The organism is Paraburkholderia sp. BR14312, assembly GCF_040948675.1.
Taxonomy (GTDB): Bacteria; Pseudomonadota; Gammaproteobacteria; order Burkholderiales; family Burkholderiaceae; genus Paraburkholderia; species Paraburkholderia nodosa_A.
The window spans coordinates 246,733-270,987 of the sequence record NZ_JBFPKI010000012.1 but is presented as its reverse complement, the minus strand read 5'-3'; the positions used below and the strand labels follow the sequence as shown (position 1 = coordinate 270,987).

Genomic DNA, 24,255 nt, shown 5'->3' with positions numbered 1-24,255 from the left:
TCACCCGGCTTCATTCACACCGGTCGAGCGCCGCAAATGGGCAGTGTTGCCGGGAAGCTGCGCCTCGCATCGCGTCCGATCAGTTTCTGATCAGACGTGAACGTAGGCCGCGAGCGCCTCGGGCAACAACGGTTTCAGTTCGAGCACGCCCTGCACGGCATAAGGCCGAAGCAGCGCGTGGCGCCAGAAGTCCTGCTGGGGCAGCTCGGTCAGCCCGCCGAGGACGACGAGGATCAGCACCAGCACGACGCCTCGCACGAGGCCGAACATCATCCCGAGCGAACGGTCCACGCCGGACAATCCGCTCACCTGCACCAGACGGCCGATCAATGCGTTGCCCACGCCGGCCACGAGCACCACGGCAATGACGATCAGCGCGAAGGCGATCAGCCACTGGGTCAGCGCCCCGCCCGGCCAGTTCGCCGGAATCCAGGGCACTACGTGATCTACGTAGCGGCAGGCCACGAGCAACGCCGCGATCCAGCCAATCAATCCAAAAATCTCGCCGATCAAGCCCCGCCATGCGCCGCGCAGCGCCGACAGGCCCATCACCGCCATTACAGCGTAGTCGAATGCGGTGAACATCGACGGCTTATTCCGCGTTGGCGTTCGAGCCCGCCATCAGGCCGGCGCCACGCACCTTGGCGATCGCCGCCGTGGCCGAGGCGCGGTCCGGGAACGGGCCCGCGCGCAGCAGCGTGCGCGTCGTGCCGTCTGCTTCCTTACGCTGTTCGGTATATGCGGGTACTCCCGCCGCTTTCAACTTCGTTACCCAATTGTTCGCCGTCGTGCCGTTCGAGAACGCGCCGAGCTGCACCGCGAAACGCGCGCCCGGGGGCGTCGCCGGGGCGCTGGACTCGGCCTTCGCGCCATTTGCGCCGCCGGTGTCGGCGGCGTCGTTTGCGGCAGTCGTCGGCTTGCTGTTCGCGGCGACGGTCGCGCTGGCCGACGCGGCCGGCTTGGCAGCGGGCTTTTGCGTTTGGGCGGTTTGCGTCGACTGGGCGGGAGCGGCTGCCGCCTGTGCGGGCCTTTTGGCAGCCGGTGCCGGCGTGTTGACCGTGCTTTGGGCGCTCTGCGTGGCCGCGGCGCCCGAAGCGGCCGCGAGGCCCGACGCACCTGGCGACGCTTCAGCGGCTGCGGGATTGTCGGGCGCGACGCCGGCCTGCGTGTCTTCGGCGTCGTGCTGGCGCGCGGCGGCCTTGTCGACCGGGCGGCTTGGAATGTCGATGGCGATGTCGTCGGTGACGGGCTTCGGGTGCGAATCGAGCACCATCGGCAGGATCACGATGGCCGCGAGCACGAGCGCGATCGCGCCGACGAGACGGCGGCGCGCGCGTTGCTTTTCAGGGAGTGTGGGGTCGAGCAGCATCGCCTCGGCGTCGCCCGACCGGTCCGGCCGGCGGCTGCGCCGCTCCACGCGCGTGCTCTGGTTGCTGCGCCGGCTGGAGCCGGACTCGGTGCCGCGCCGGCGGGGCGCGTCAGCGTCATCTTTCTTGCCGAACGAGAAAATTCCCATGTATGGCTTGCTGTTGGCCTACCTGGCCTGTCTTACGTGGGCGGCGTACGGTGCCGGGCGGTCAGTGTTGCTGCGACTTTCGCCAGGCCATCACCCCGGCAACCGTCAGAAAACTTCCGAAAACAATAATTCTATCATTTTCGGTTGCACGTTTTAGCGCATCTTGGAACGCGGCAGCGGGATTTTCATAGCGTGTGACGCTGCTGTCGGCGCCGTCCGTCACGCCCGCATCGCGCAGCACTTCTTCGAGCTGTTCGGCCGTGGCCGCCCGCGGCAGCGGCAGGTCGGTCACACACCAGTGGTCGATCTCGCCCTTCAGGTGCTCGATCACGCCCGCAATGTCCTTGTCGCGCATCGCGCCGAACACCGCGTAGGTGTACGGGAAATAGCCCATGCTGCCGAGGTTTTGCGCGAGCACGGCCGCCGCGTGCGGGTTGTGGCCGACGTCGAGGATGATCGAAGGCTTGCCTGGCAGCACCTGGAAGCGCCCAGGCAGTTCGACGTTGGCGAGGCCGAGGCGGATGTCCTGCGCGGAAACCGGCAGGCGGTCGCGCAGCGACTCGAGGCCCGCGAGCGCGGCCGAGGTGTTGATCAGCTGGTTCGCGCCGCGCAGCGCCGGATAGGCGAGCGCCGAGCGCCGCATCGTCGGGCCCACGTAGCTCCACTGCTGGCGCTCGTTGCCGGGCTGCCCTTCGTAGCGGAAATCGCGGCCGAAGAGCCAAAGTTCGGCACCGATCGCCTCGGCATGGTCGATGAGCGACTGCGGCGCCATCGGATCGGCGCAGATCGCAGGCTTGCCCGCACGGAAGATGCCGGCCTTCTCGAACGCGATCTTCTCGCGCGTGTCGCCCAGGTATTCGGTGTGATCGAGGTCGATGCTCGTGATGATCGCGCAGTCGGTGTCGAGCACGTTGACGGCGTCCAGACGCCCGCCCAGACCCACCTCGAAGATCACGGCATCGAGCCCGCGCGAGGCGAACAGATGCATGATCGCGAGCGTCGTGAACTCGAAGTACGTGAGCGTAACGGGCGTGGCGAGCGAATTGCGCGCGGCTTCCACGGCCTCGAAGTGCGGCAGCAGCTCGGCGTCGCTGGCCTGCTGGCCGTCCACGCGCGCGCGCTCGTTGAACTCGAGCAGATGCGGCGAGGTGTGGCAGCCCACGTGATAGCCCGCCTTGAGCAGAATCGTTTCGAGGATCGCGCAGGTCGAGCCCTTCCCGTTCGTGCCACCCACCGTGATGATCGGGCAGTCGAACTTGAGGTCCAGCGCGTCCTTCACCTGACGGATGCGGTCCAGCCCCATGTCGATGCCGACCGGATGCGCAGTTTCGAGGTGCGTGAGCCACGCGTCGAGGGTGGGAAAGGTACTCATCAGGATAGAAATTGCCAGGTGCTGCGCGTGAGACGCCGCCAACGGCGGAGGGTTCACGCGAATGATCCGCTTCGAAAGAACGGCATTATCGCGGAAATGACAACGCGCCGCTTGCTTTCGCTCGCGGCGCGTCGGGTAAAGCGTTGCGGCTTGCGGCGCACGCAGCGCCGCAGATCGCTCAAAGCCGGGTTCAAGCCACCGCGTCGGCAGGCTGACGCTGCAGCAGCGCCAGCATTTGCGCGATTTCGTCGCGCAGCTTGCGGCGGTCCAGGATCATGTCGATCGCGCCCTTCTGCAGCAGGAATTCCGCGCGCTGGAAGCCTTCCGGCAGCTTTTCGCGCACGGTCTGCTCGATCACGCGCGGACCGGCAAAGCCGATCAGCGCCTTCGGCTCGGCGATGACCACGTCGCCAAGGAACGCGAAGCTCGCCGAAACGCCGCCCATCGTCGGGTCGGTCAGCACGGAGATGAACGGCAGTTTGGCTTCGGCCAGCCTGGTAAGCATGGCCGTGGTCTTGGCCATCTGCATGAGCGAAAGCAGGCTTTCCTGCATGCGCGCGCCGCCCGACGCCGTGAAGCAGATGAACGGCACTTGCTGCTCGAGCGCGTTTTGCGCGCCGCGCGCGAAGCGCTCGCCCACCACCGAACCCATCGAGCCGCCCATGAACGAGAACTCGAAGCAGGCCACCACCACGGGCAGCGTGCGGATCGCGCCGCCCATCACCACCATGGCGTCGGTTTCGCCGGTTTCGTCCATCGCCTCTTTCAGGCGGTCCGGGTACTTGCGGCTGTCCTTGAACTTGAGCGCGTCGACCGGCAGGATCTCCTGGCCAATCTCGTAGCGGCCTTCCGGATCGAGCAGGCCGTCAAGACGCTCGCGCGCATTGATGCGCATGTGGTGATCGCATTTCGGGCAAACGTGGAGATTTGCCTCGACATCGTTACGGTACAGAACCGCTTCGCACGACGGGCACTTGATCCACAACCCTTCCGGAATGCTCTTGCGGCTCTTCGGATCGGTTTGCTTGATCTTGGGCGGCAGCAGTTTATCGAGCCAGCTCATTGATGTTCCTTCCTTGACCTTCGTGATGCGCGGGCGCGGCGGATCGTTTCATCGTCCCGATCGGTAAAACCGACCGGGTTCCGACCCCGACCGCCCATGGCGAAAAGTGGATTTTACAGCAGTCTCGAATCTAGCCAACTACGCCAGCCTGCAGCCCTATCCGGCGCGGACTTCGTCCAGCGCAGCGCGAATGCCCATGATGAACTGCGTGAGGGTGTCGCCGGCCGTCTCCGGCGCGGCCTGTTCCAGCAGCTGAACGATGCGGCTGCCGATCACCACGGCGTCCGAAACCTGCGCGACGGCAGCGGCCGTTTGCGCGTCGCGAATGCCGAAGCCCACGCCAACGGGCAGCGAGACATGCTTCTTGATCGCCGGGATTTTACCCGCGATGCTCGAAACGTCCAGATTCGCGGCGCCCGTCACGCCCTTGAGCGAGACGTAGTAGACATAACCGCTCGCGGCGCGCCCCACTTCGGCGATGCGCTCGTCGGTCGAAGTCGGTGCGAGCAGGAAGATCGGATCGATGTCGGCGGCCTTCATCTTCGCCGCGAACTCGACCGCCTCCTCGGGCGGATAGTCCACCACGAGCACGCCGTCCACGCCCGCTTCCTTCGCGGCCTGCGCGAACGCATCGGCGCCCATGCGCTCGATGGGGTTCGCGTAGCCCATGAGCACGACGGGCGTCTTGTCGTCGGTTTCGCGGAAGCGCTTTACGTCGGCGAATACGCTCTTGAGCGTCACGCCCTTCTCGAGCGCGCGCTCGGAAGATTGCTGGATCACGGGGCCGTCGGCCATCGGGTCGGAAAACGGCACGCCAAGCTCGATGACGTCGGCGCCGCCTGCGGCCAGCGCATGCATGAACTCGACGGTGCGCGCGGGGTCGGGGTCGCCGGCCGTCATGAACGGGATCAGGCCTTTGCGGCCATGGGCGGCAAGCGCCTCGAACGTGGTCTTGATACGGGACATTTCAGGGTCCTCAGCTTTTAGGCGTTACTGCGCGGGGTCCGGCGGCGGCGCATCAGGCGCCGGCCGCAACGGTGCTTGCGGCGGCCGCGCTGACGCGTTCGCGCGCGATCGCGCAGTAACTTTCGTTAATTTCATAGCCGACGAATTCGCGCTGCTGACGTGCGCAAGCGACTGCCGTGGTGCCGCTGCCCATGAACGGGTCGAGCACGCGGCCGCCCGGCGGGCAGCTCGCGAGCACCATGCGCTCGACGATCTCCAGGGGCTTCTGGGTGGGATGATCCACGCGCTCCGCGTGCTGGCGATGCAGCCGCGAGACGGACCAGACGTCCTTGGGGTTATAGCCGAGCTCCAGCCACCTGCTACCTTCGAATATTTTCCGCGAACGCGCCTTCTTCGTGGCGGCATCATACGGGATGCGGACAGGATCGAGATCGAAGTAGTAATTCTTCGACACCGCGAAGAAACCGATGTTGTCGTGCACCGAGGTAAAGCGGCGCGTCGTGCCACCCATGCTGGGTACGCGACGATCCCAGACGATCTCGTTGATCATCGTGAGTTTCGACTTGAGATAGACGAAGATCTCGGGCGCGTACTGCCACGTGCAGAACACGTAGAGCGAGCCCGTGGGCTTGAGCTTCGGAATCGCCAGGTCGAGCCATTCATACGTCCAGGCGAGGAAGTTCTCGCCCGAGCGCATGTCGGAGTCGTTGCCATAGTCCTTGCCGAGCCCATAGGGCGGGTCGGCGACGATCAGATCGATCGAGGCGTCGGGCAGGTTGGCTGCATCGGTCAGAAAATCGCGGTTCAGGAGCCGGATGGTCTCCGGCACCGTGGCGAGTATGGGTAACTCGGCGGCCGCGTTGGCGACCGCCTCTGCGGCCTCCAGAGCAGCCGCTTCGGCGTTCACCTCGCCCACGGGCGCCGGCATCTGCGGCTCGTCGAACTCGTCACGCATCGCTTGTGTCGCTCCGGGCGCTCAGAACTGGATGCCCGATCGCTCAGCGACCGTGTGCATGTCCTTGTCGCCGCGGCCCGACAGGTTCACCAGCAGGATTTTCTCCTTCGGCAACGTCGGTGCGAGCTTCGCCGCGTACGCGAGCGCGTGGCTCGATTCGAGCGCGGGAATGATGCCTTCGATGCGGCAGCAGTCGTGGAAGCCCTTGAGCGCTTCCTCGTCGTCGATGGTGACATACAGCGCGCGGCCGCTGTCCTTAAGCCACGCGTGCTCAGGACCGACGCCCGGGTAGTCGAGGCCCGCCGAAACCGAATGCGTCTCGATGATCTGCCCGTTCTCGTCTTGCAGCAGGTACGTGCGGTTGCCGTGCAGCACGCCCACGGTGCCCGCCGCGAGCGAGGCGGCGTGACGGCCCGTGTCCATGCCGTCGCCGGCAGGCTCGACGCCAATCAACTGCACCGAAGTGTCGTCGATATACGGGTAAAAGATCCCCATCGCGTTCGATCCGCCGCCCACGCAGGCGATCACGGAGTCGGGCTGGCGGCCCGTCATTTCGGGCATCTGCACGCGGCATTCGTCCCCGATCACGCGCTGGAAGTCGCGCACCATCATCGGGTACGGGTGCGGGCCCGCCACGGTACCGATGATGTAGAAGGTGTTTTCGACGTTGGTGACCCAGTCGCGCATGGCTTCGTTGAGCGCGTCCTTGAGCGTACGCGAGCCCGACTCGACCGGCACCACAGTGGCGCCCAGCAGCTTCATGCGATAGACGTTGGCGGCCTGACGGCGCACGTCCTCGGCGCCCATATAGACCACGCACTCCATGCCGAAGCGCGCCGCGATCGTTGCCGTTGCCACGCCGTGCTGGCCTGCACCGGTTTCGGCGATCACGCGCGGCTTGCCCATGCGCCTGGCGAGCAGCGCCTGGCCGATCACGTTGTTCACCTTGTGCGCGCCGGTGTGATTCAGGTCTTCGCGCTTGAGATAGATCTGCGCGCCGCCCAGCAGCTCGCTCCACCGCTGTGCGTGATAAATCGGCGACGGACGGCCGACAAAATGCTTCAACTCGCGCTCATATTCGGCACGGAAGTCGGGATCGTCCTTGAATTTCGCGTAGGCGTCGCGCAGTTCGTCGATCGCCTGCATGAGGGTTTCGGCAGCGAATACGCCACCATAAGGGCCGAAGTGGCCGCGTTCATCTGGCAAATTGTACATAAGTCACTCGCTCGGCCGGGCTTGGAAGGACCCGCGTTGCGCGGGCCGTCCCGGCCAAAGGGGCATGCGCCCCGGATTTCATCCCGCGTCCGCTTCGCGCACCGCGCGTACGAACGCCGCCATGCGGGCGTGATCCTTCACGCCCTTTGCGCCCGGCACTTCGATGCCACTGGAGACATCGACAGCGAACGGACGCACCTGGCGTATCGCATCACTGACGTTTTGCGCGTTCAAGCCACCACTCAAAACGGCCCGACGCGCGAGCCCTGCGGGAATAAGTGACCAATCGAAGACCTTTCCGCCGCCGCCGTAACCTTCGACATGGGTGTCGAACAACAGGCCGCTGGCTGATGAATAACGATTAGCCGATTCTACCAAATCGGCCTGCCGAGTATCGGCCGCGACTCGCAGCGCGCGCAACCAGGGCAAACCGGCAACGGAAGCCAGCGACTCGCACTGCTCGGGCGTTTCGTCGCCGTGGAACTGCAGCATGGTGAGCGAGACATTGCTGGCCACTTCGCTCATCCACTGCGGCGTGGCGTTCACGAAGAGGCCCACGACCGAGACGAACGGCGGCAGGTCGCGTGTGAGCTCGACCGCCTGCGCCACGCTCACCGAACGCGGGCTCGGCGGATAGAACACGAAACCGACGGCGTCGGCGCCCAGGTCGATGGCGTGCGCAACCGCCTCGGGCGTCGAAAGTCCGCACAGCTTGATGCGGGTGCGGTGCGCGGGGGCGGGTTGCTCGGCTGACGTCATGGTTCTGGATGCGGTGTTGGTCTCGATGCTTCAATCGCAACGTGATTGACTGGGGCGATTTGCGGTGCGGGCCGCTTCAGGCACGGCCTTCGGGCGCGTCGCTCCAGATCGCGCTCCACGGCACGCTCGCAGTATGCGGCGCGGGTACCGCGAACTCATCAGGATAGCCTACCTGGGCGAGATAGAGGCCATCGGGCATGAAGGTCGGCGCGGCGACGGTGCGGTCGCGGCCCGCCAGCACCTCGGCCATCCACGCGGCCGGATAGCGCCCTCGCCCCACGGCCACGAGGCAACCCATGAGGTTGCGCACCATATGGTGCAGGAACGCGTTGGCGCGAAAGCGGAAGTGGATGAAGTCGCCCTGCGGCCGGATGTCGATCTGGTACAGATGCTTGACCGGCGTCTTCGCCTGGCATTCCGACGAGCGGAACGACGAAAAATCGTGCTCGCCGATGAGGCATGCCGCCGCCTCCCGCATGGCATCGACGTCGAGCGACGCATGGATCCAGCCCGCGCGGGCCGCCAGCATCGGCGATCGCACCGGGTTCACGTAGAGCACGTAGTAGTAGGTGCGCTCGAACGCCGCGAAGCGCGCGTGGAATGCGTCGGGCATCGGCTTGGCCCACTGCACCGCCACCGTGGAGGGCAGGAACGCGTTGGTGCCGCGCACCCAGGAGAACGGAGTGCGGTCGAGGTCGGTGTCGAAGTGCACCACCTGGCCGAGGCCGTGCACGCCGGTGTCGGTGCGGCCCGCGACGATGGTGGACAGCGGCACGGTGGCGAACTCGCGCAGTGCGCGTTCGAGCGCGTCCTGCACCGTCTTGCCGTGCGGCTGCGACTGCCAGCCGCAGAACGCGGCGCCGTCGTACTGGATTCCTAGCGCGATACGCATACGGCTTGCAGCAGCGTCACGAAAGCGGAGCGAGCGTCGACAGCAGCGCCTGCGCGTCGCTGCGCGTGGCGGGGTCGTTCGACTCGATCACTTCGTTGATGAGCGAGCGGGCGCCGGACACGTCGCCAAGCGCGATGTACTCGTGCGCGAGGTCGAGCTTGTTGCGCGCGATGCGCGCGAGCTGCTCGGGTGTGAAGACCGGCAGCGGCTCGGCCGAATCGGGCGGCAGGTTCAGGTCGAAGTCGAGCGTGAGCGCACCAAAGCGCGGCGCGCCGAGGCCCGCGAGCGCGCCTGCGCCCGCCGTACCCGCTTCGATGGCCTGGCCCGCCAGCGGCGGAGGCGGGTCGAAGAACGGCGAAGAAAGACGCGCCGACGCCTCGGGTGTGGCGGCCGGCTCGGTCGAGAGCGGCGCCGTGGGCATGACCGGCTCCCCGATACGCGGCGGCAGGGGCAGGTCGAGGCCACCCAGCGCGTCTACTGCATCTTGCGGGAACGCGATCGGGACTTCGGCGTAGCTCATGTCCTCCGCGGTGACTGCGGGTACTGACGGGATTTCAGGTGCGGTAAGCGGCGAGGGCGGGCGCTCGAAGGCTTCGGTGATGGGCGGTGTCGCGACGGGCGGTTCTGCCTGCGGCGCCTGCGCGGCTTGCTGCGGTTGCGCGGCTTGCGGTGCGCCGTCGCCGAAGTCGAGCGCGAGATCGGGCGTAGCAGGCTTTTGGGCGTGCGCCGGTTCCTCCAGCGTGCGCGCCAGCGCTTCGGCGTCTTCGGCTGTGCGCTGCGCGCCGAGACTTTCGGGCGGCAGCGCATCCGCGCCCAACTCCGCCGCTGCGGCGAGGCTGGCCGCGTTGGTCGCGTCGGCAAGCGTCTGCGGCTCCGCCGGTTCGACGTCGTGCGGCAGTTCGGGGGCCGCGTGAGCTTCCTGCGCTGCCGAAGGCGCTTGCGCAGGGGCCGGGTGCAGTGTGTCGGTGAGCGTCGGCGGCAGCGCTTCGTCGTGTTCGAGCGGCGCGGCAGTCACGGCTGGGGTGGGCACCGGCGTGATCGCGACTTCGTTCGCAGCGGGTTCAGCCGGCGCAACCGGCGCAACCGGCGGCACAAACTCCGCTTCCTCGAGAGGCGCGACTTCGTTCACGCCCGGCTCATCCCCGGCGCGCGAAATCGGCTCGTGCAACACCAGCGGCTCGTCGGCCACAGGCGCGGCGGCAACGGCGGCAGCAGCCGACCCAGACGGTGTCGGCTCGTGCGCTTCGGGCGAAACCGCAGGCGCCTGCTTAGCCGGTTTCTTGCGTTTGCGCGTAAGCAGGCGCACGAACAACGCCAGCAGCGCGACGACGATCGCCGCCACGGCACCCATGGCGATCGGCGAGACTTCCGGTTGACCGCCGGCCGGGCCGGCGTTCGCCGCACCGTTCTGCACAGGCGCGCCGCCTTGGGTAGCAGGCGCACCCGCGGACGCGCCGCCCGCCGTTTGCGCCGGCTTGCCGATGCCGTGCTGCTGCAACGCCATCAGCACGCGGTTCTTCAGTGCGAGGAGCTGCTGCAGGCTGGAGACGGTCACGGGCGCCTTCGCGCCTTGTGCCGATGCGCCGCTGGCCGGGGCCTGCTGAACCGCACCGCTCCATACGTGCGAGTCGCTGCCCGCCGACGCCGGCGCCGCGGCGCTGGCGCCCATGGCAGCGGCACCAGAAGCGCCTGGCGCCGGCGCTTCGGGGCCGCTCGCTGCGACTGCCGAGGCAGTCCCCGCAGTCGTCGCGGCAGCACTTGCCGAACTCGCGCCGCCCGTTGTGGCAGCAGCCGCCGACGATGCAGCCGCTACCGCCTCGGCAGCGCCGCTCGAAGCAGCGGCCGGGGTGCTGGCAGGTGCAGCAGGTGCGGCCGCCGTGGCGGCAGCGCTGGCGGCAGCCGAAGCTGCAGCCCCACCCGATGCCGCCGTCATGCCCTGCGGCGCACTCGAAACGTCCGGCGTGGCCGGCACGTTCAGCGTCGCACCCACGCGCATGCGGCTGGGATCCTGCTTGATGAACGCACTGGGGTTCGCATCGAAGAGCGCGTGGCTCATGCGTGCGAGCGTGCCCTTGTCGTGCGACTGCGTGAGGTCGACGGCCACGTCATGCAACGACTGGCCGGGACGAACGGTGTATTGCCCCGCGATGCTCACCGCCGCCGCGGCGGACGATGCAGCACTGGGGGCACTGGCACCTGCCGCGCCTTGCGCCGCACTCGCGCCGCCCTGCGCAGCGGCGAGGCCGCAGAACAGGAAGCTCGCCGCCGCCACGGTGGCGCGGATGGCGCGCCGCCCTTGGGCGCGCTTCGCGCGAGGCGCGGCGGAAACAGAATCAAATCGAACGATCATCAGTTGCCCTGGCATACCGCTCTTGCGGCTGTCGATCAAATAGGTGTGTGCTTCGGGGCGATTGCATCGATGCATGCAATAAAAAGCATGCAATAAAAAAGCGCCGCGACTGGCGCGGCGCTTTTCACCCTGTCTACGCGTCATTAGCCGCGTAGTTTAATTCATTCACTTGTCGAGCAGAATGCGCAGCATGCGGCGCAGCGGTTCAGCCGCGCCCCACAGCAGCTGGTCGCCCACCGTGAAGGCCGACAGATACTCGCCGCCCATGGCCAGCTTGCGCAGACGGCCAACCGGCACCGACAGCGTGCCCGTCACCACGGCCGGCGACAGATCGCGCATCGACGCCTCGCGCTGATTCGGCACGACCTTGACCCAGTCGTTGGCCGAAGCGAGGATGCCGTCGATCTCGTCGAGCGGCACGTCCTTCTTCAGCTTGATCGTGAGCGCCTGCGAGTGGCAGCGCATCGCGCCGATACGCACGCACAGGCCGTCGACCGGAATCGAGCCCGGCTGGCCCATGGCCGGCTTGCCGAGAATCTTGTTGGTTTCCGCGCCGCCCTTCCACTCTTCCTTCGACATGCCGTTGCCGAGATCCTTGTCGATCCACGGAATCAGCGAGCCCGCGAGCGGCACGCCGAAGTGTTCGGTCGGCATGGCGTCGCTGTTCATGGTGGCCAGCACCTTGCGGTCGATGTCGAGGATCGCCGACGACGGATTCGCCAGATCGCCCGCAACCGATGCGTTGAGCGCGCCCATCTGCGAGAGCAGTTCGCGCATGTTCTGCGCGCCCGCGCCCGAAGCGGCCTGGTACGTCATGGCCGTCATCCAGTCGACGAGGTTCTCGCGGAACAGGCCGCCCAGCGCCATCAGCATGAGGCTGACCGTGCAGTTGCCGCCGACGAAGTCCTTCTGACCCTTGACCAGCGCATCCTTGATGACATCGAGGTTGACCGGGTCGAGGATGATGACGGCGTCGTCCTTCATGCGCAGCGCCGAGGCCGCGTCGATCCAGTAGCCGTTCCAGCCTGCCGCGCGCAGCTTCGGATACACCTCGTTGGTGTAGTCGCCGCCTTGGGCAGTGATGATGATGTCGCACTTCTTGAGCTCGTCGACGCTGTTCGCGTCCTTGAGCTTCGTCTCGTTTTTGGCGAACGACGGAGCCGCGCCGCCTGCGTTGCTGGTGCTGAAAAACACCGGTTCGATCAGGTCGAAATCGCGTTCTTCCTGCATGCGCTGCATCAGCACGCTGCCGACCATGCCGCGCCAACCTACGAGACCTACGTTCATGACTAACCCTTGAGATGGACACTTCCCCGCTTCGCTCGCCCGGCGTGGCCGCGCGGGGAAGATGAGCGGGCACGACGAGCGATCAACGAATGGTGATCGTTTTGATAATCGTCGTTTTCGTGGTGATGGCGAGCGAAATCGCACGGGCTTTCATGCCGTGGATGTTCGTAACAGTCGTGATCTGGGAGATCTTCGCCATCGAAGCAATATACACGAAACAGTTAATTTGCGCGGAAAAACCATGCTTTCCGCTATTTGGACGCCCGTTCAGGCGCGCGAAACAAAAAAGGGCACGCCTGAAACGGCATGCCCTTCGTGCGACTTTACAGCGCTGCGATCACCGCATCGCCCATTGCCACCGTGCCGACCTGCTTGCAGTCCGGCGTGATGATGTCGGCGGTGCGATAGCCTTGTTCCAGCACCTTCTTCACCGCGCTCTCGATGCGGTCCGCCTGTTCCGGGCGGCCCAGCGAGTAACGCAGCATCATGGCAGCCGAAAGGATCGTGGCGAGCGGGTTGGCGATGCCCTTGCCCGCGATATCCGGTGCCGAACCGTGCGACGGCTCGTACAGACCCTTGTTGTTCTTGTCGAGCGAGGCCGAGGGCAGCATGCCGATCGAGCCCGTGAGCATCGCGGCTTCGTCCGAGAGAATGTCGCCGAACATGTTGCCGGTCACCACCACGTCGAACGCCTTCGGCGCCTTCACGAGCTGCATGGCCGCGTTGTCGACGTACATGTGCGACAGCTCGACGTCCGGATATTCCTTCGAGACATCGATCATGATGTCCTTCCAGAACTGCGACGTTTCGAGCACGTTGGCCTTGTCGACAGAAGTGAGCTTCTTCTGGCGCTTTTGCGCGGCCTGGAACGCCACGTGAGCGATGCGGCGCACTTCGGGCTCTGCATAGCGCATCGTGTCGAAGCCTTCGCGCGCGCCCTTGAAGTTGCCGTCCGGCGCTTCGCGCGTACCGCGCGGCTGGCCGAAATAGATGTCGCCGTTCAGTTCGCGCACGATGAGGATGTCGAGGCCCGAAACGATTTCCGGCTTCAGCGACGACGCTCCCGTGAGCTGCGGATAGCAGATCGCCGGGCGGAAGTTCGCGAACAGTTCCAGATGCTTGCGCAGGCCGAGAATGGCCTGCTCGGGACGCAGCGCGCGCTCGAGCTTGTCGTACTTCCAGTCGCCCACGGCGCCGAACAGGATCGCGTCGGCCGACTTCGCCAGCGCGAGCGTTGCCTCGGGCAGCGGATGGCCGCTAGCCTCGTAGCCCGCGCCGCCAACCGGCGCCTCTTCCAGCTCGAACTTTTCGCCGAGTGCATTGAGCACCTTGACGGCTTCCTTGACGATCTCGGGACCGATGCCGTCGCCCGGCAGCACTGCAATCTTCATCCTGTGATTCCTCGCTGTTTGTTCAGTGTGCGTATGTGCAGTTATCAGAGCACGCGGTTGTTCAGCCACGGCTGGCGCGCGAGGCGCTCGGCTTCGTACTGGCGGATCTTGTCGGCGTGACGCAGCGTGAGGCCGATGTCGTCGAAGCCGTTCAGCAGACAGTAGCGGCGGAACGCGGCCACTTCGAACGGATATTCCTTCGAGCCGTCCGTCGTGCGCACGACCTGCTTGTCCAGATCGACCGTGAGCTGGAAACCGTTGAACGCGTACGTCTCGTTGAACAGGTGATCCACATCCGCTTCGGAAAGCACGATCGGCAGCAGGCCGTTCTTGAAGCAGTTGTTATAGAAGATGTCCGCGAAGCTCGGCGCGATGATCGCGCGGAAGCCGTACTGGTCGAGCGCCCACGGCGCGTGTTCGCGCGAGCTGCCGCAGCCGAAGTTCTTGCGCGTGAGCAGCACCGAGGCGCCCTGATAACGCGGCTGGTTCAGCACGAAGTCCGGGTTGAGCGGGCGCTTCGAGTTGTCCTGGCCAGGCTCGCCGTGATCGAGGTAACGCCATTCGTCGAAGGCGTTCGGGCCGAAGCCGGTGCGCTTGATCGACTTGAGGAACTGCTTGGGAATGATCGCGTCGGTATCGACATTCTCGCGATCGAGCGGCGCCACGACGCCGGTGTGTACGATGAATTTTTCCATGATCCGTGTAGCCTCTGCTCAGCCCAGCTTGCGAATGTCGACGAAATGGCCTTCGATTGCCGCGGCGGCTGCCATGGCCGGGCTCACGAGGTGCGTGCGACCGCCCGCGCCCTGACGGCCTTCGAAGTTGCGGTTCGACGTGGACGCGCAGCGCTCGCCCGGCTCCAGCCGGTCGGCGTTCATCGCGAGACACATCGAGCAGCCCGGCTCGCGCCATTCGAAACCGGCTTCGGTGAACACCTTGTCGAGGCCTTCGCGCTCGGCTTGCGCCTTCACGAGACCCGAGCCCGGCACGACCATCGCGAGGCGGATGTTCGGCGCCACGCGGCGGCCGAGCTTCTTCACGACGTAAGCGGCGGAGCGCAGGTCTTCGATGCGTGCGTTCGTGCACGAGCCGATGAAAATCTTGTCCGGCTTGATCGACTCGATCGGCGTATTCGGTTCGAGCGCCATGTACTGCAGCGCGCGTTCCATCGCGTCGCGCTTGACGGGGTCCTTCTCGCGCTCGGGGTCCGGCACACGGCTGTCGACTGCCGTGACCATTTCCGGCGACGTGCCCCACGTGACCTGCGGCACGATGTCGGCCGCGCTCAGTTCGACCACGCGGTCGAAATGCGCGCCTTCGTCGGTGCGGAAGTTCTTCCAGTACTCGACGGCCTGATCCCACTCCGCGCCTTGCGGCGAGTACGGACGGCCCTTGAGGTATTCGATCGTGGTGTCGTCCACGGCGACCATGCCGGCGCGCGCGCCGCCTTCGATCGCCATGTTGCACACGGTCATGCGGCCTTCCATCGTGAGGCTGCGGATCATCGAGCCGCCGAACTCCATGGCGTAGCCCGTGCCGCCCGCCGTGCCGATCTTGCCGATGATGGCGAGCACGATGTCCTTTGCGGTGCAACCGCGCGGCAGCTGGCCCTCGACCTTCACGAGCATGTTCTTGCTCTTCTTTTGCAGGAGCGTTTGCGTGGCCAGCACGTGCTCGACTTCAGACGTGCCAATGCCGTGCGCGAGCGCACCGAACGCGCCGTGCGTGGACGTGTGCGAGTCGCCGCAGACGATGGTCATGCCGGGCAGCGTTGCGCCCTGTTCCGGACCGACGATGTGCACGATGCCCTGGCGCTGGTCGGCCATCTTGAATTGCGTGATGCCGAAGGCGTCGCAGTTCGAATCGAGCGTGTCCACCTGCAGCTTCGAGACCGGATCGGCAATGCCGTGGCTGCGATCCGTGGTCGGCACGTTGTGGTCGGAAACGGCCAGATTCGCGCTGATGCGCCACACCGGGCGCTCGTGCAGTTTCAGGCCTTCGAAAGCCTGCGGACTGGTGACTTCGTGCAACAGATGACGGTCGATGTAGAGAATCGTCGTGCCATCGTCTTCCGTGTGGACCACATGGGTGTCCCACAATTTGTCGTAGAGCGTCTTTGCCATGATGTGCGGGGAAATGTTTGACTGCGGGGCAATACAGTGTGAATCGATTATGCCACGCGAAACCCGCTCACCACAGGATCCCTTCCGAAAAAAAGCGATAAAAAACAGGGAGTTGGGTGGTAGTCGCGATACCTGTATCAGCGTTACCCGGCGCGCGCGTCGTCGGCGCGCAGGGGCGCCACGCCGTAGCGGGCGCCGCTCGGCCGTGCGTCAAAAGGGTTCGGGGATACAAAAAGAGGATGCGCCGGCCCGACCACGACCGGCGCAAGTTGGTGACCGCTGTGAGAACGGTGCAACATGGGCTTCGGGTTCCGCGACACAGGGGGGCCGCATCGCCGAGGTCCATAGCTGTCTAACGGCAAATCGGCGCCAAGGTTTAATCGGGTGATTGCGGCGCTCCAGAACGGTGCGTGGAGCTTTCGCAATTCAATTAGGTTTCCTGATTATCAAGACTCGTTTCACGCTTTCGACGGCCATCGCCACCGGGGGGCGCGGCGAGTCGCCGGGGCGGACGCCGCCCGGTCATGGACAAGCCAGGCACGAGGTTTGCTCGACGAGCCCGGCCGCGCGGAGTTCCATTGTGAGTGCGTCGCACTCAACGAACGACGCCGCGGCTCACCAGGCAAACCCGGAGGCTTCATGCCACTCGCAATCCGCACTGCGCAACAACGAAAAAACAGAATAAAACCATCGGCGCCGCGCCGCTCGCGGGCCACGCAGCGTGTGTCTCTCGCCGCTGCGGCATGCGCTCTCGCCGCGCTCGCCCCGCGTGCCGAGGCGCAGACCCCCTCGCCGCTCGGCGAATGGCAATATTCCGCGGGCATTCCGCTGGAAAAGATGTTTCAGCCGAACCGTCCCGACTTCGAGGCGCGGCTCGGCGTGGGCGCCACCTTCGAACCGCGCTACGACGGCTCGGACCGCTATCACACGCTGGTCGGGCCGAGCATCGATCTGCGCTACAAGGACATCCTGTTCGGTTCGACGGGCGAAGGCTTCGGCGTCAACGTTCTGCAGGGCCCGAACTGGCGCGTGAGCGTCGCCGGGGCCTACGACCTCGGACGTCGCGGCCAGGACGACCCGACGCGGCTGCACGGCATGGGCAACATCAACCCGGCGCCCGAATTGAAGATCGCCGGCGAGTACGTGATTTCGAAGGACTTTCCGCTCGTGTTCCGCACCGCCTTCACGCGCAGTTTCGGCGGTTCGAACGGCTGGACCGCGGATCTCGGCGCCTATATGCCGCTGCCCGGCAGCAACCAGAACTTCTACTGGTTCGCCGGCCCCTCGGTCACATTCGCCGACTCGAACTACATGCAGAGCTGGTTTGGCGTGACGCCGCAGCAGGCGGCCGCGTCGGGTTACCGTCAGTACGACGCGAGCGCGGGCCTCAAGTCGGCCGGCTTCGGCATCACGATGGTCTACTTCGTCAACAAACATTGGTTCGTGAGCGCGGACGGCGCCATCAAGCGCCTGCTCGGCAGCGCCTCGCACAGCCCGATCATCCAGTCGAAGACGGGCGGCGTTTGCGACGTCTCGATCAATTACCAGTTCTAGCGTGGCCGGCCGCCTGACCGGCGTCGGGCCGGCGCGCTCCTCATTCTTCGCTCATTTTGCTCTGTCAGGATGGTTTCCATCGAGGCCGCGTTGCCCTTCAGAAGACGGCACGGGCCTCGATGACCTGTCACTCATCACGGAGCGCATCATGAAATGCCCCAACTGCCCTGACGTCACCCTCTCGCTCACTGAGCGTCAGGGCGTCGAACTCGACTACTGCCCGCAGTGTCGCGGCGTCTGGCTCGATCGCGGCGAACTCGACAAGCTGATCGAACGCAGCGGCAACCGGCACTATCGCAACGAAGGCGATGCACAGGCATTCCGCCAGCACGGCTCGAAGCACAGCGCGCAACACGGCGACTATGCCCCGCGCCGCGCTCACGAAAGCTACCGCGGCAACAGCCACCGTCGCAAGTCGTGGCTGCAGGACATCTTCGACTGAGCCGCTGCTGCGCCTGCCGTTTTATCGACATCACGTTTGAAGAGGATTCCTGACCATGCGTACCTATACCTGCAACAGCCCGCAAGCCGCGGGCCGGATCGTCGCCGTCGCGCTGCTCGCAGACGGCCACCTGAGCAGCGAGGAGCTTGCAGCCGTCCATCGCGCGCGCCTGGCCGACCGGCTCGGCCTTGCGCCCGGCGAATTCGGCGACATACTCAAGGGCCTCTGCGAAGACTTGCAGACCACTTCGCACCTGAACTGGAGCGATGCGTGCAAGCTCGACTCCGACGTGATGCAGCAGGTGATGCGCGAGCTCGACGATCCCGCGCTGCGTGCCGAAGTGCTGAATCTGTGCCATGTGGCCGTGTATTCGGACCGGCACGTGGCCGAAAGCGAAGTCGCGCTGCTCGCCTCGCTTAGCCGTGCGTGGCAGAAGGAACCCTGGCAGCGCCTGCTGGCGTAAGTTCGAGCGCGATGCGTGACCTTCCCCCGCGCATCGCGCCACGCGGCGAGCCCCGCGCCCGCCGCGGTTTTTACAGCGCGCAGCTTTTTGCGCGCTTTTTTCTTCGATTGCGCCGACGCTCACACGCACACGGCCCAGCCGAGCCCGCGCACATTGCGGATCACCGCGTGGCCGAACTTGCGGCGCACGCTGTAGATTACGGCGTCGACCGCGTTGCTTTCCACTTCCTCACCCCAGCCATAGAGCCGCTCCTCGATTTGCTGTCGCGACAGGATCGCGCCCGGCCGCTCGAGCAACGCGAGCATGAGCGCGTATTCGCGCGCCGAGAGATCGTCGGACTGACCGTCGAACGTGAGGCGGCGCGCGTTCATGTCGAGTGTGACGCGGCCGCTGCCCATGGTCGGCGAGGCAAAGCCCGACTTGCGTCGCACCACGGCGCGGATGCGCGCGAGCAGCTCCTTGCTCTCGAATGGCTTCACGAGATAGTCGTCGGCGCCGAGATCGAGGCCTTCCACGCGCGTGTCCACGTCGTCGCGCGCGGTGATAATGAGCACGGGCGTGGCGTCCTGCGACTCGCGCAGCGTGCGCAGCACGTCGAGCCCGCTCATATCGCCGAGACCGAGGTCGAGCAGCACCGCCGTATACGAGCCGTCGCGAATGGCGTCGCGACCGCTCTCGCCCGTGCGCACCCAGTCGACGCTGTATGACGCGTCCTTCAACGCGCGCAGCAGCGCTGGGCCGATCAGCAGATCGTCTTCGATCAGCAGAATGCGCATCGTGTCCGTCCCTTGTTTCGCATGCTTCCCCGGATTTTGCCTGACCTGTGCTCGCTAGATCGACGCGGTGCTCACGCGCGCGGCAATTCGATACGCGCGACGATTCCGCTTTGCCCATCGCGCCGGTTCGCGAGCGTCACGCACCCGCGATAGCTGCGCGCTACCGCCTGCGCGATGGCGAGACCAAGGCCGCTGCCGTGCGAGTCGTGCTTACCACGCGGGTCACCCCGATGACCACCCGCGCGAAAAAACCGGTCGAACACGCGCGGCAAATCGGCCTCGGCGATGCCGGGTCCGTTGTCGATCACGTCGATGACGACACTTTTGTCCTCGCGGCGCACCGCCACGTCCACGTTCGCGCCTGCGTGGCTATAGCGAATCGCGTTGTCCACGAGGTTGCGCACGAGCACGCGCATGTCTGTTTCGGTTGCGCGCACCGTCACGTCGTCGAGGCGCGTCACGCCCAGATCGACGCCGCGCGCGTCGGCGAGCGGCAGCAGGTCGGCCAGCACGTCAGTGACGACTTGCGCGAGCGGCACCTCCGCCAGCACGCGTTGCGTGCTGCCGATTTCGGCGCGCGCGAGACCGAGCAGTTGCGAAACGAGCGCCCCGGTGCGCACGATGCCGCGGCGCAGTTCCTCGAAGCGCTCCGGGTACTGTTCGGGCGGCGCGTTGTGCAGGTTGTCGATCTGCAACTGCATGGCGGAGATCGGCGAGCGCAGTTCGTGCGCGGCATCGGCGATGAACATGCGCTCGGCATTCACGAGCACGGAAAGGCGCTCGATCATACGATTGATCGACTCGACGAAGGGCCGCAGCTCGACGGGTGCCTGCCCCACTTCGAGCGGCTTGAGGTCGTGCAGATCGACCTTCGCCGCACGCCGACCGACGCGCTCCAGCGGCCGCAGTGAAACGCGCACCGTCACCGCGATCGTGAGCGCGAGCAGTGGCAGCAGCGCGAGTACCGGCAACAGGCTCCAGAACGCCACGCGCAAGGCGTTGCGATTGCGCATGCTGCGCGATTCGGCTACCTGAATGTATTCGTCGCCGGCGGCGAGTGCGAACACGTCCCATGACTCGCCGTCGTACTCGACCGACGAGAAGCCGCTTGGCGCGCGCGGCAGCGCGATACGCGCGTTGCTCGTGCGGCTCGGGACTTCGCCGTCGTCGGCGGACCAGATCTGCACGACGAAATTGTCGGCGGCGTCGCTGTCGCCGCGCGGCTCGATCGCGCGATGCGGCACGCCGGTCTGCACGTGCGCGGCAGCATCGCGCAGCGTCGTGTTGAACTCGGCGGCGAGACTGCGCACGACGAGGAAGGTGCCGAGCGCACCCAGCATGCCGACGAGGATCGCGAGCGTGCCGATCACAATGCTCAGGCGGCGATGCAGGGAATGCGCGGCAAAAAACATGGAGCGTCTCGGGTGGGAAGGCGCGCTCCATCATAAAGGATTCGCCGTGCGCAAATCAGGCCGTGCGGTGGGTTTCAGCGATGCGAGCCGCCATGCATGCCACCCGCCCCGCTCCAGACGCCGCCGTGACCACCGTGGAAACCGCCATGAAATCCGCCGTGCATGCCTGGCCCCGGATGCATATGTGGGCCGCCAGGAAAGACGTGATCCATGTGATGAAAGTGATGGAAGTGATCGACGAACACGAACGAGCCGCCCACGAACACCGGCGGCCACCAGCCGTACCATGGACCGGCGTACCAGGTCGTCGCGTCGGTCCATGCCACCGGGTAGACCAGCGTGCCGTCGTTACCCTGCACGATCTGCCAGGTGCCGTCGGGCTGCAGGCAGGCGAGACCGCTGATCACCTGCGGCGCGCCGTCGATCTCGGCAGTGCCGGTGACGGTGCGGCAGTCGGGCGGCGGGTAAGACGACGCGTCCGCGGGCTGCTGCGACGTGGCCGACGTCGTGCAGGCGCCCAGACAGGCCAGCGCCGTGAAGACGAGAAGTTTGCGCATGATGTCGCCCCTCTCGACGGACCGGCCTCGCAGCGCACGGGCTGTGCGCCTTGGCCGTGAAGACTCCATCGGTACGCCTGGCACGCAGCGCGTGAGCGGGCTCGCGCCGGCCGCGTGTCATCTGCAAAACGAGGGGCGCGGGGGCACTATTCCTTTGCGCCCGGCGCGAGCGGCCGTGCCCTGATTACGACTTGTATCCGCGGCGTGGTTCCGCTAACTGGCCGTGTCGCGTTTCATGCCTGCCACCGCTTGACGAACTCCCGGATATCGTCGTTCACACGGGTGGCGTGGTTGAAGTACATGCCGTGCGTGCCGCCCTCATAGACCTTCAGCGTCGCGTGTTCGAGCGCGGCCGCCGTGGGACGTCCGGTTATCTCGAGCGGCGCAGAGGCATCGCAGTCGCCGTGCAGCACGAGCGCCGGCACGTCGATCGCGGCCAGTTCGCGGCGAAAGTCGGTGACCATCTGCACGCGCGACAGCTGCGCCGCGCCGTACAGCGACGCGTTCAGCATCATGTCGGCCGTCCACTGAATGACCGCGTGCGATGTACCGGGGCTGAAGTAAGCCTCGGCGCGCCGCGAGATCCAGTCGGGAAACGACGTGAGCATCTCTTCGATGGACGCTTCGAAAAGACTCGCATCGAGCCCGCCAGGATTGTCAGCAGTCTTGAGCAAGCACGGCGTCGAAGCCGGCGAAAGCAGCACAATGCCTGCCACGCGGCGCGAGCCGTAGCGGCTCAAATAGCGCACGATCTCGCCGCTCGCGAACGAATGGCCGACCAGCGTGGCGCGTTCCAGACCTCGGGCGGCAAGGACAGCTTCGAGATCGTCGGCGAGCGTGTCGTAGTCGTAGCCGCGGCCCGGGTCGCTCGAGCGGCCATGCCCGCGGCGGTCGTAGGTCACGCAGCGAAACCCCGCGGCCGCGAGCGGCGCGCACTGGTAGTTCCACATGTCGGCGTTGAGCGTCCAGCCCGAGAGGAACACGAGCGGTGCGCCGTCGCCCCAGTCGCGATAGTGCAGCGCGGTATCGTCGTCGATGCGGATGTAGCCGGGTTGGCGGGCGTTGAGAGTTGCCATGGTCGTCGCTCCTTGCGGGTGGGGTGTGCCGATGAGCGACATCGTCGTCGATGCCGTGCGAGCTGACGATTACGTGGGAGGTAAAGGCCAGGCGTGAGCGCGCTGCGCGCAATCGCACCACGCTGGTGCTAGATTCGTCACACGTACTGCCTGGGAGACAAGCATGAGCAATATCTCGCCGCGTCCGGCCTTCGGGTCTGCCATCTACTATCGCGAGCCGTTCGCCGCGCTCGACTGGCTCGAAAAGGCGTTCGGCTTTACGCGCCAGTTCGTCGTCACGTCGCCGGACGGGAAGCTCGGTCACTCGGAAATGCGCTTTGGCGACGGCTACGTGATGATTTGCGGCGGCTGGGCCGGCATGCCCTACACGAGCCCCGCCGAACTGGAAGGCAAGAACACGCAGTCGGTCCACGTGCAGCTGAAAAGCGGCCTCGACGCGCATTGCGAACGCGCCCGCGCCGCCGGGGCAAAGATCATCCGCGAGCCGGCGGACCAGTTCTACGGCGACCGCGTCTATGTGGCGTGCGACCCCGAAGGCCACGTATGGAGCTTCGGCGAGACGGTGCGCGAGGTCACGCGCGAGGAGGCGGAAGCGGCGAGCGGGCTGAAGATCGACGGCTGGATTTGAGCGCGGCCGCGGCCTCAAATAGAAAACGCCCCGATGGGCGATAACCCGTCGGGGCGTTTGCATGAGAGCTCGCACGCGGCGCGCCATCGAGCGCGCGGCGTGGCAAAGCGAAACTGCTTAGCGTTGCGAGATCGGCTTCGCTTCGCGCGGCGTTTCGCCGATGAACAGCTGACGCGGACGGCCGATCTTCTGCTCGGGGTCGGCGATCATTTCGTTCCACTGCGCAATCCAGCCCACCGTACGTGCCATCGCGAAGATACACGTGAACATCGAGGTCGGGATGCCCAGTGCGCGCTGCACGATGCCCGAGTAGAAGTCGACGTTCGGGTACAGCTTGCGCGACACGAAGTATTCGTCTTCCAGCGCGATCTTTTCGAGCTGCATGGCGAGCTTGAAGAGCGGATCGTCGTGCAGGCCCAGTTCGTTGAGCACTTCGTAGCACGTTTCGCGCATGAGCTTCGCACGCGGATCGTAGTTCTTGTACACGCGGTGGCCGAAGCCCATCAGCTTCACGCCCGAGTTCTTGTCCTTCACCTGCTTGATGAACTCAGGAATCTTGTCCGGCGAGCCGATTTCTTCCAGCATGTTCAGTGCGGCTTCGTTCGCACCACCGTGCGCCGGGCCCCACAGACAGGCGATACCCGCAGCGATACACGCGAACGGATTCGCACCCGACGAACCGGCCAGACGTACGGTAGACGTCGAAGCGTTCTGCTCGTGGTCGGCGTGCAGGATGAGGATACGGTCGAGGGCGCGCACGAGCACGTCGTTGACCTTGTACTCTTCGCACGGGTTCGAGAACATCATGCGCATGAAGTTCGCGCTGTACGACAGATTGTTCTGCGGATACACGAACGGCTGGCCGATCGAGTACTTGTACGCCATGGCGACGAGCGTCGGCAGCTTCGCGATCATACGGATCGCCGAAACTTCACGATGCTTCGGGTTATTGATGTCGAGCGAGTCGTGATAGAACGCCGACAGCGCGCCGACTGCGGCGACCAGAATCGCCATCGGGTGCGCGTCGCGACGGAAGCCGCGGAAGAAGAACTGCATTTGCTCGTGAACCATCGTGTGCTGCGTGACGGTCTTCACGAACTCTTCCTTCTGCGCCGCGTTCGGCAGTTCGCCGCGGTACAGCAGGTAGCAGGTTTCGAGGAAGTCGGCGTTTTGCGCGAGGTTGTCGATCGGGTAGCCGCGGTAAAGCAGCTCGCCCTTGTCCCCGTCGATGTACGTGATCGCCGAGTTGCACGACGCCGTCGACATGAAGCCCGGGTCATACGTGAACTTGCCGGTCTGACCGTACAGTTTGCGGATGTCGATCACATCCGGGCCCATCGTGCCCTTGTAGATCGGCAGTTCGACGCTCGGCGAATTGTCGCTGAACGATAGCGTGGCTTTTACATCAGACGGGGTCATAGCACATCCTCAATCGAAGATAAACACGGGATTCGATAG

23 protein-coding genes are annotated in these 24,255 nt (G+C 65.6%); 4 read left to right on the top strand and 19 right to left on the bottom strand.

What is annotated here, in order from left to right; genetic code table 11:
• Positions 1-90: 90 nt before the first annotated feature.
• The 14 genes from AB3X98_RS30880 to leuC all read right to left on the bottom strand — a co-directional run bounded on the left by AB3X98_RS30880 (position 91) and on the right by leuC (position 15,889).
• Positions 91-585 (bottom strand): CvpA family protein, encoded by a 495-nt coding sequence (locus AB3X98_RS30880; RefSeq protein ID WP_069261374.1) that lies wholly within the window; start codon positions 583-585, stop codon positions 91-93.
• A gap of 7 nt (positions 586-592) precedes the next feature.
• On the bottom strand, positions 593-1,516 hold the full coding sequence (locus AB3X98_RS30875; protein ID WP_368605172.1) for an SPOR domain-containing protein: 924 nt from the start codon (positions 1,514-1,516) through the stop codon (positions 593-595).
• A 61-nt stretch (positions 1,517-1,577) separates the two neighbouring features.
• Positions 1,578-2,888, bottom strand: a complete 1,311-nt coding sequence (gene folC / locus AB3X98_RS30870; protein ID WP_342946974.1) for a bifunctional tetrahydrofolate synthase/dihydrofolate synthase — start codon at positions 2,886-2,888, stop codon at positions 1,578-1,580.
• Positions 2,889-3,078: 190 nt separating this feature from the next.
• Positions 3,079-3,951, bottom strand: a complete 873-nt coding sequence (gene accD, locus AB3X98_RS30865; RefSeq protein WP_069261377.1) for an acetyl-CoA carboxylase, carboxyltransferase subunit beta — start codon at positions 3,949-3,951, stop codon at positions 3,079-3,081.
• A 156-nt stretch (positions 3,952-4,107) separates the two neighbouring features.
• Positions 4,108-4,917, bottom strand: a complete 810-nt coding sequence (gene trpA, locus AB3X98_RS30860) for a tryptophan synthase subunit alpha (protein WP_368605171.1) — start codon at positions 4,915-4,917, stop codon at positions 4,108-4,110.
• 52 nt (positions 4,918-4,969) lie between these two features.
• Entirely contained in the window at positions 4,970-5,872 is a 903-nt protein-coding gene (locus AB3X98_RS30855; RefSeq protein WP_368605170.1) for a site-specific DNA-methyltransferase, read from the bottom strand.
• A 21-nt stretch (positions 5,873-5,893) separates the two neighbouring features.
• Positions 5,894-7,087, bottom strand: coding sequence for a tryptophan synthase subunit beta (gene trpB, locus AB3X98_RS30850; RefSeq protein WP_368605169.1), 1,194 nt, complete (start codon positions 7,085-7,087; stop codon positions 5,894-5,896).
• 78 nt (positions 7,088-7,165) lie between these two features.
• Positions 7,166-7,846, bottom strand: coding sequence for a phosphoribosylanthranilate isomerase (locus AB3X98_RS30845; RefSeq protein ID WP_368605167.1), 681 nt, complete (start codon positions 7,844-7,846; stop codon positions 7,166-7,168).
• A 76-nt stretch (positions 7,847-7,922) separates the two neighbouring features.
• Positions 7,923-8,738 (bottom strand): tRNA pseudouridine(38-40) synthase TruA, encoded by an 816-nt coding sequence (gene truA / locus AB3X98_RS30840; RefSeq protein ID WP_368605166.1) that lies wholly within the window; start codon positions 8,736-8,738, stop codon positions 7,923-7,925.
• A gap of 16 nt (positions 8,739-8,754) precedes the next feature.
• Positions 8,755-11,088, bottom strand: a complete 2,334-nt coding sequence (locus AB3X98_RS30835) for a FimV/HubP family polar landmark protein (protein ID WP_368605165.1) — start codon at positions 11,086-11,088, stop codon at positions 8,755-8,757.
• A 165-nt stretch (positions 11,089-11,253) separates the two neighbouring features.
• Positions 11,254-12,375, bottom strand: a complete 1,122-nt coding sequence (gene asd, locus AB3X98_RS30830; RefSeq protein ID WP_069261383.1) for an aspartate-semialdehyde dehydrogenase — start codon at positions 12,373-12,375, stop codon at positions 11,254-11,256.
• 323 nt (positions 12,376-12,698) lie between these two features.
• Entirely contained in the window at positions 12,699-13,766 is a 1,068-nt protein-coding gene (gene leuB / locus AB3X98_RS30825) for a 3-isopropylmalate dehydrogenase (protein ID WP_133183870.1), read from the bottom strand.
• A gap of 44 nt (positions 13,767-13,810) precedes the next feature.
• Positions 13,811-14,461, bottom strand: a complete 651-nt coding sequence (gene leuD / locus AB3X98_RS30820) for a 3-isopropylmalate dehydratase small subunit (protein WP_069261385.1) — start codon at positions 14,459-14,461, stop codon at positions 13,811-13,813.
• An 18-nt stretch (positions 14,462-14,479) separates the two neighbouring features.
• On the bottom strand, positions 14,480-15,889 hold the full coding sequence (gene leuC, locus AB3X98_RS30815) for a 3-isopropylmalate dehydratase large subunit (RefSeq protein ID WP_069261386.1): 1,410 nt from the start codon (positions 15,887-15,889) through the stop codon (positions 14,480-14,482).
• Positions 15,890-16,612: 723 nt separating this feature from the next.
• Between leuC and AB3X98_RS30810 the strand changes: the two genes are divergently transcribed.
• The 3 genes from AB3X98_RS30810 (at position 16,613) to AB3X98_RS30800 (ending at position 18,348) form a co-directional block, all read left to right on the top strand.
• Positions 16,613-17,443, top strand: coding sequence for a MipA/OmpV family protein (locus tag AB3X98_RS30810; RefSeq protein WP_256094443.1), 831 nt, complete (start codon positions 16,613-16,615; stop codon positions 17,441-17,443).
• 148 nt (positions 17,444-17,591) lie between these two features.
• Entirely contained in the window at positions 17,592-17,885 is a 294-nt protein-coding gene (locus AB3X98_RS30805) for a zf-TFIIB domain-containing protein (RefSeq protein ID WP_069261840.1), read from the top strand.
• A gap of 55 nt (positions 17,886-17,940) precedes the next feature.
• On the top strand, positions 17,941-18,348 hold the full coding sequence (locus tag AB3X98_RS30800) for a TerB family tellurite resistance protein (protein WP_035512506.1): 408 nt from the start codon (positions 17,941-17,943) through the stop codon (positions 18,346-18,348).
• Between the two features lie 119 nt (positions 18,349-18,467).
• Here AB3X98_RS30800 and AB3X98_RS30795 read toward each other — a convergent pair whose 3' ends face one another.
• From AB3X98_RS30795 to AB3X98_RS30780, 4 genes are all read right to left on the bottom strand, one after another.
• Positions 18,468-19,124 (bottom strand): response regulator transcription factor, encoded by a 657-nt coding sequence (locus AB3X98_RS30795; protein ID WP_321930572.1) that lies wholly within the window; start codon positions 19,122-19,124, stop codon positions 18,468-18,470.
• A 71-nt stretch (positions 19,125-19,195) separates the two neighbouring features.
• A complete protein-coding gene (locus AB3X98_RS30790; RefSeq protein ID WP_368605164.1) occupies positions 19,196-20,536 on the bottom strand; it encodes a sensor histidine kinase in 1,341 nt (446 codons plus the stop codon).
• 74 nt (positions 20,537-20,610) lie between these two features.
• Positions 20,611-21,093 carry a hypothetical protein gene (locus AB3X98_RS30785; protein WP_342946966.1) on the bottom strand — a complete coding sequence of 161 codons (483 nt, stop codon included), beginning with the start codon at positions 21,091-21,093 and terminating at the stop codon, positions 20,611-20,613.
• A 233-nt stretch (positions 21,094-21,326) separates the two neighbouring features.
• The gene (locus AB3X98_RS30780) at positions 21,327-22,169 is read right to left on the bottom strand and encodes an alpha/beta fold hydrolase (RefSeq protein ID WP_368605163.1); all 843 of its coding nucleotides are present in this window, start codon (positions 22,167-22,169) and stop codon (positions 21,327-21,329) included.
• Between the two features lie 163 nt (positions 22,170-22,332).
• Between AB3X98_RS30780 and AB3X98_RS30775 the strand changes: the two genes are divergently transcribed.
• Positions 22,333-22,797: a VOC family protein gene (locus tag AB3X98_RS30775; protein ID WP_368605162.1), complete on the top strand. Its 465-nt coding sequence runs from the start codon at positions 22,333-22,335 to the stop codon at positions 22,795-22,797.
• Between the two features lie 117 nt (positions 22,798-22,914).
• Here AB3X98_RS30775 and gltA read toward each other — a convergent pair whose 3' ends face one another.
• Positions 22,915-24,216 (bottom strand): citrate synthase, encoded by a 1,302-nt coding sequence (gene gltA, locus AB3X98_RS30770; protein WP_133183860.1) that lies wholly within the window; start codon positions 24,214-24,216, stop codon positions 22,915-22,917.
• Between the last annotated feature and the right edge of the window lie 39 nt (positions 24,217-24,255).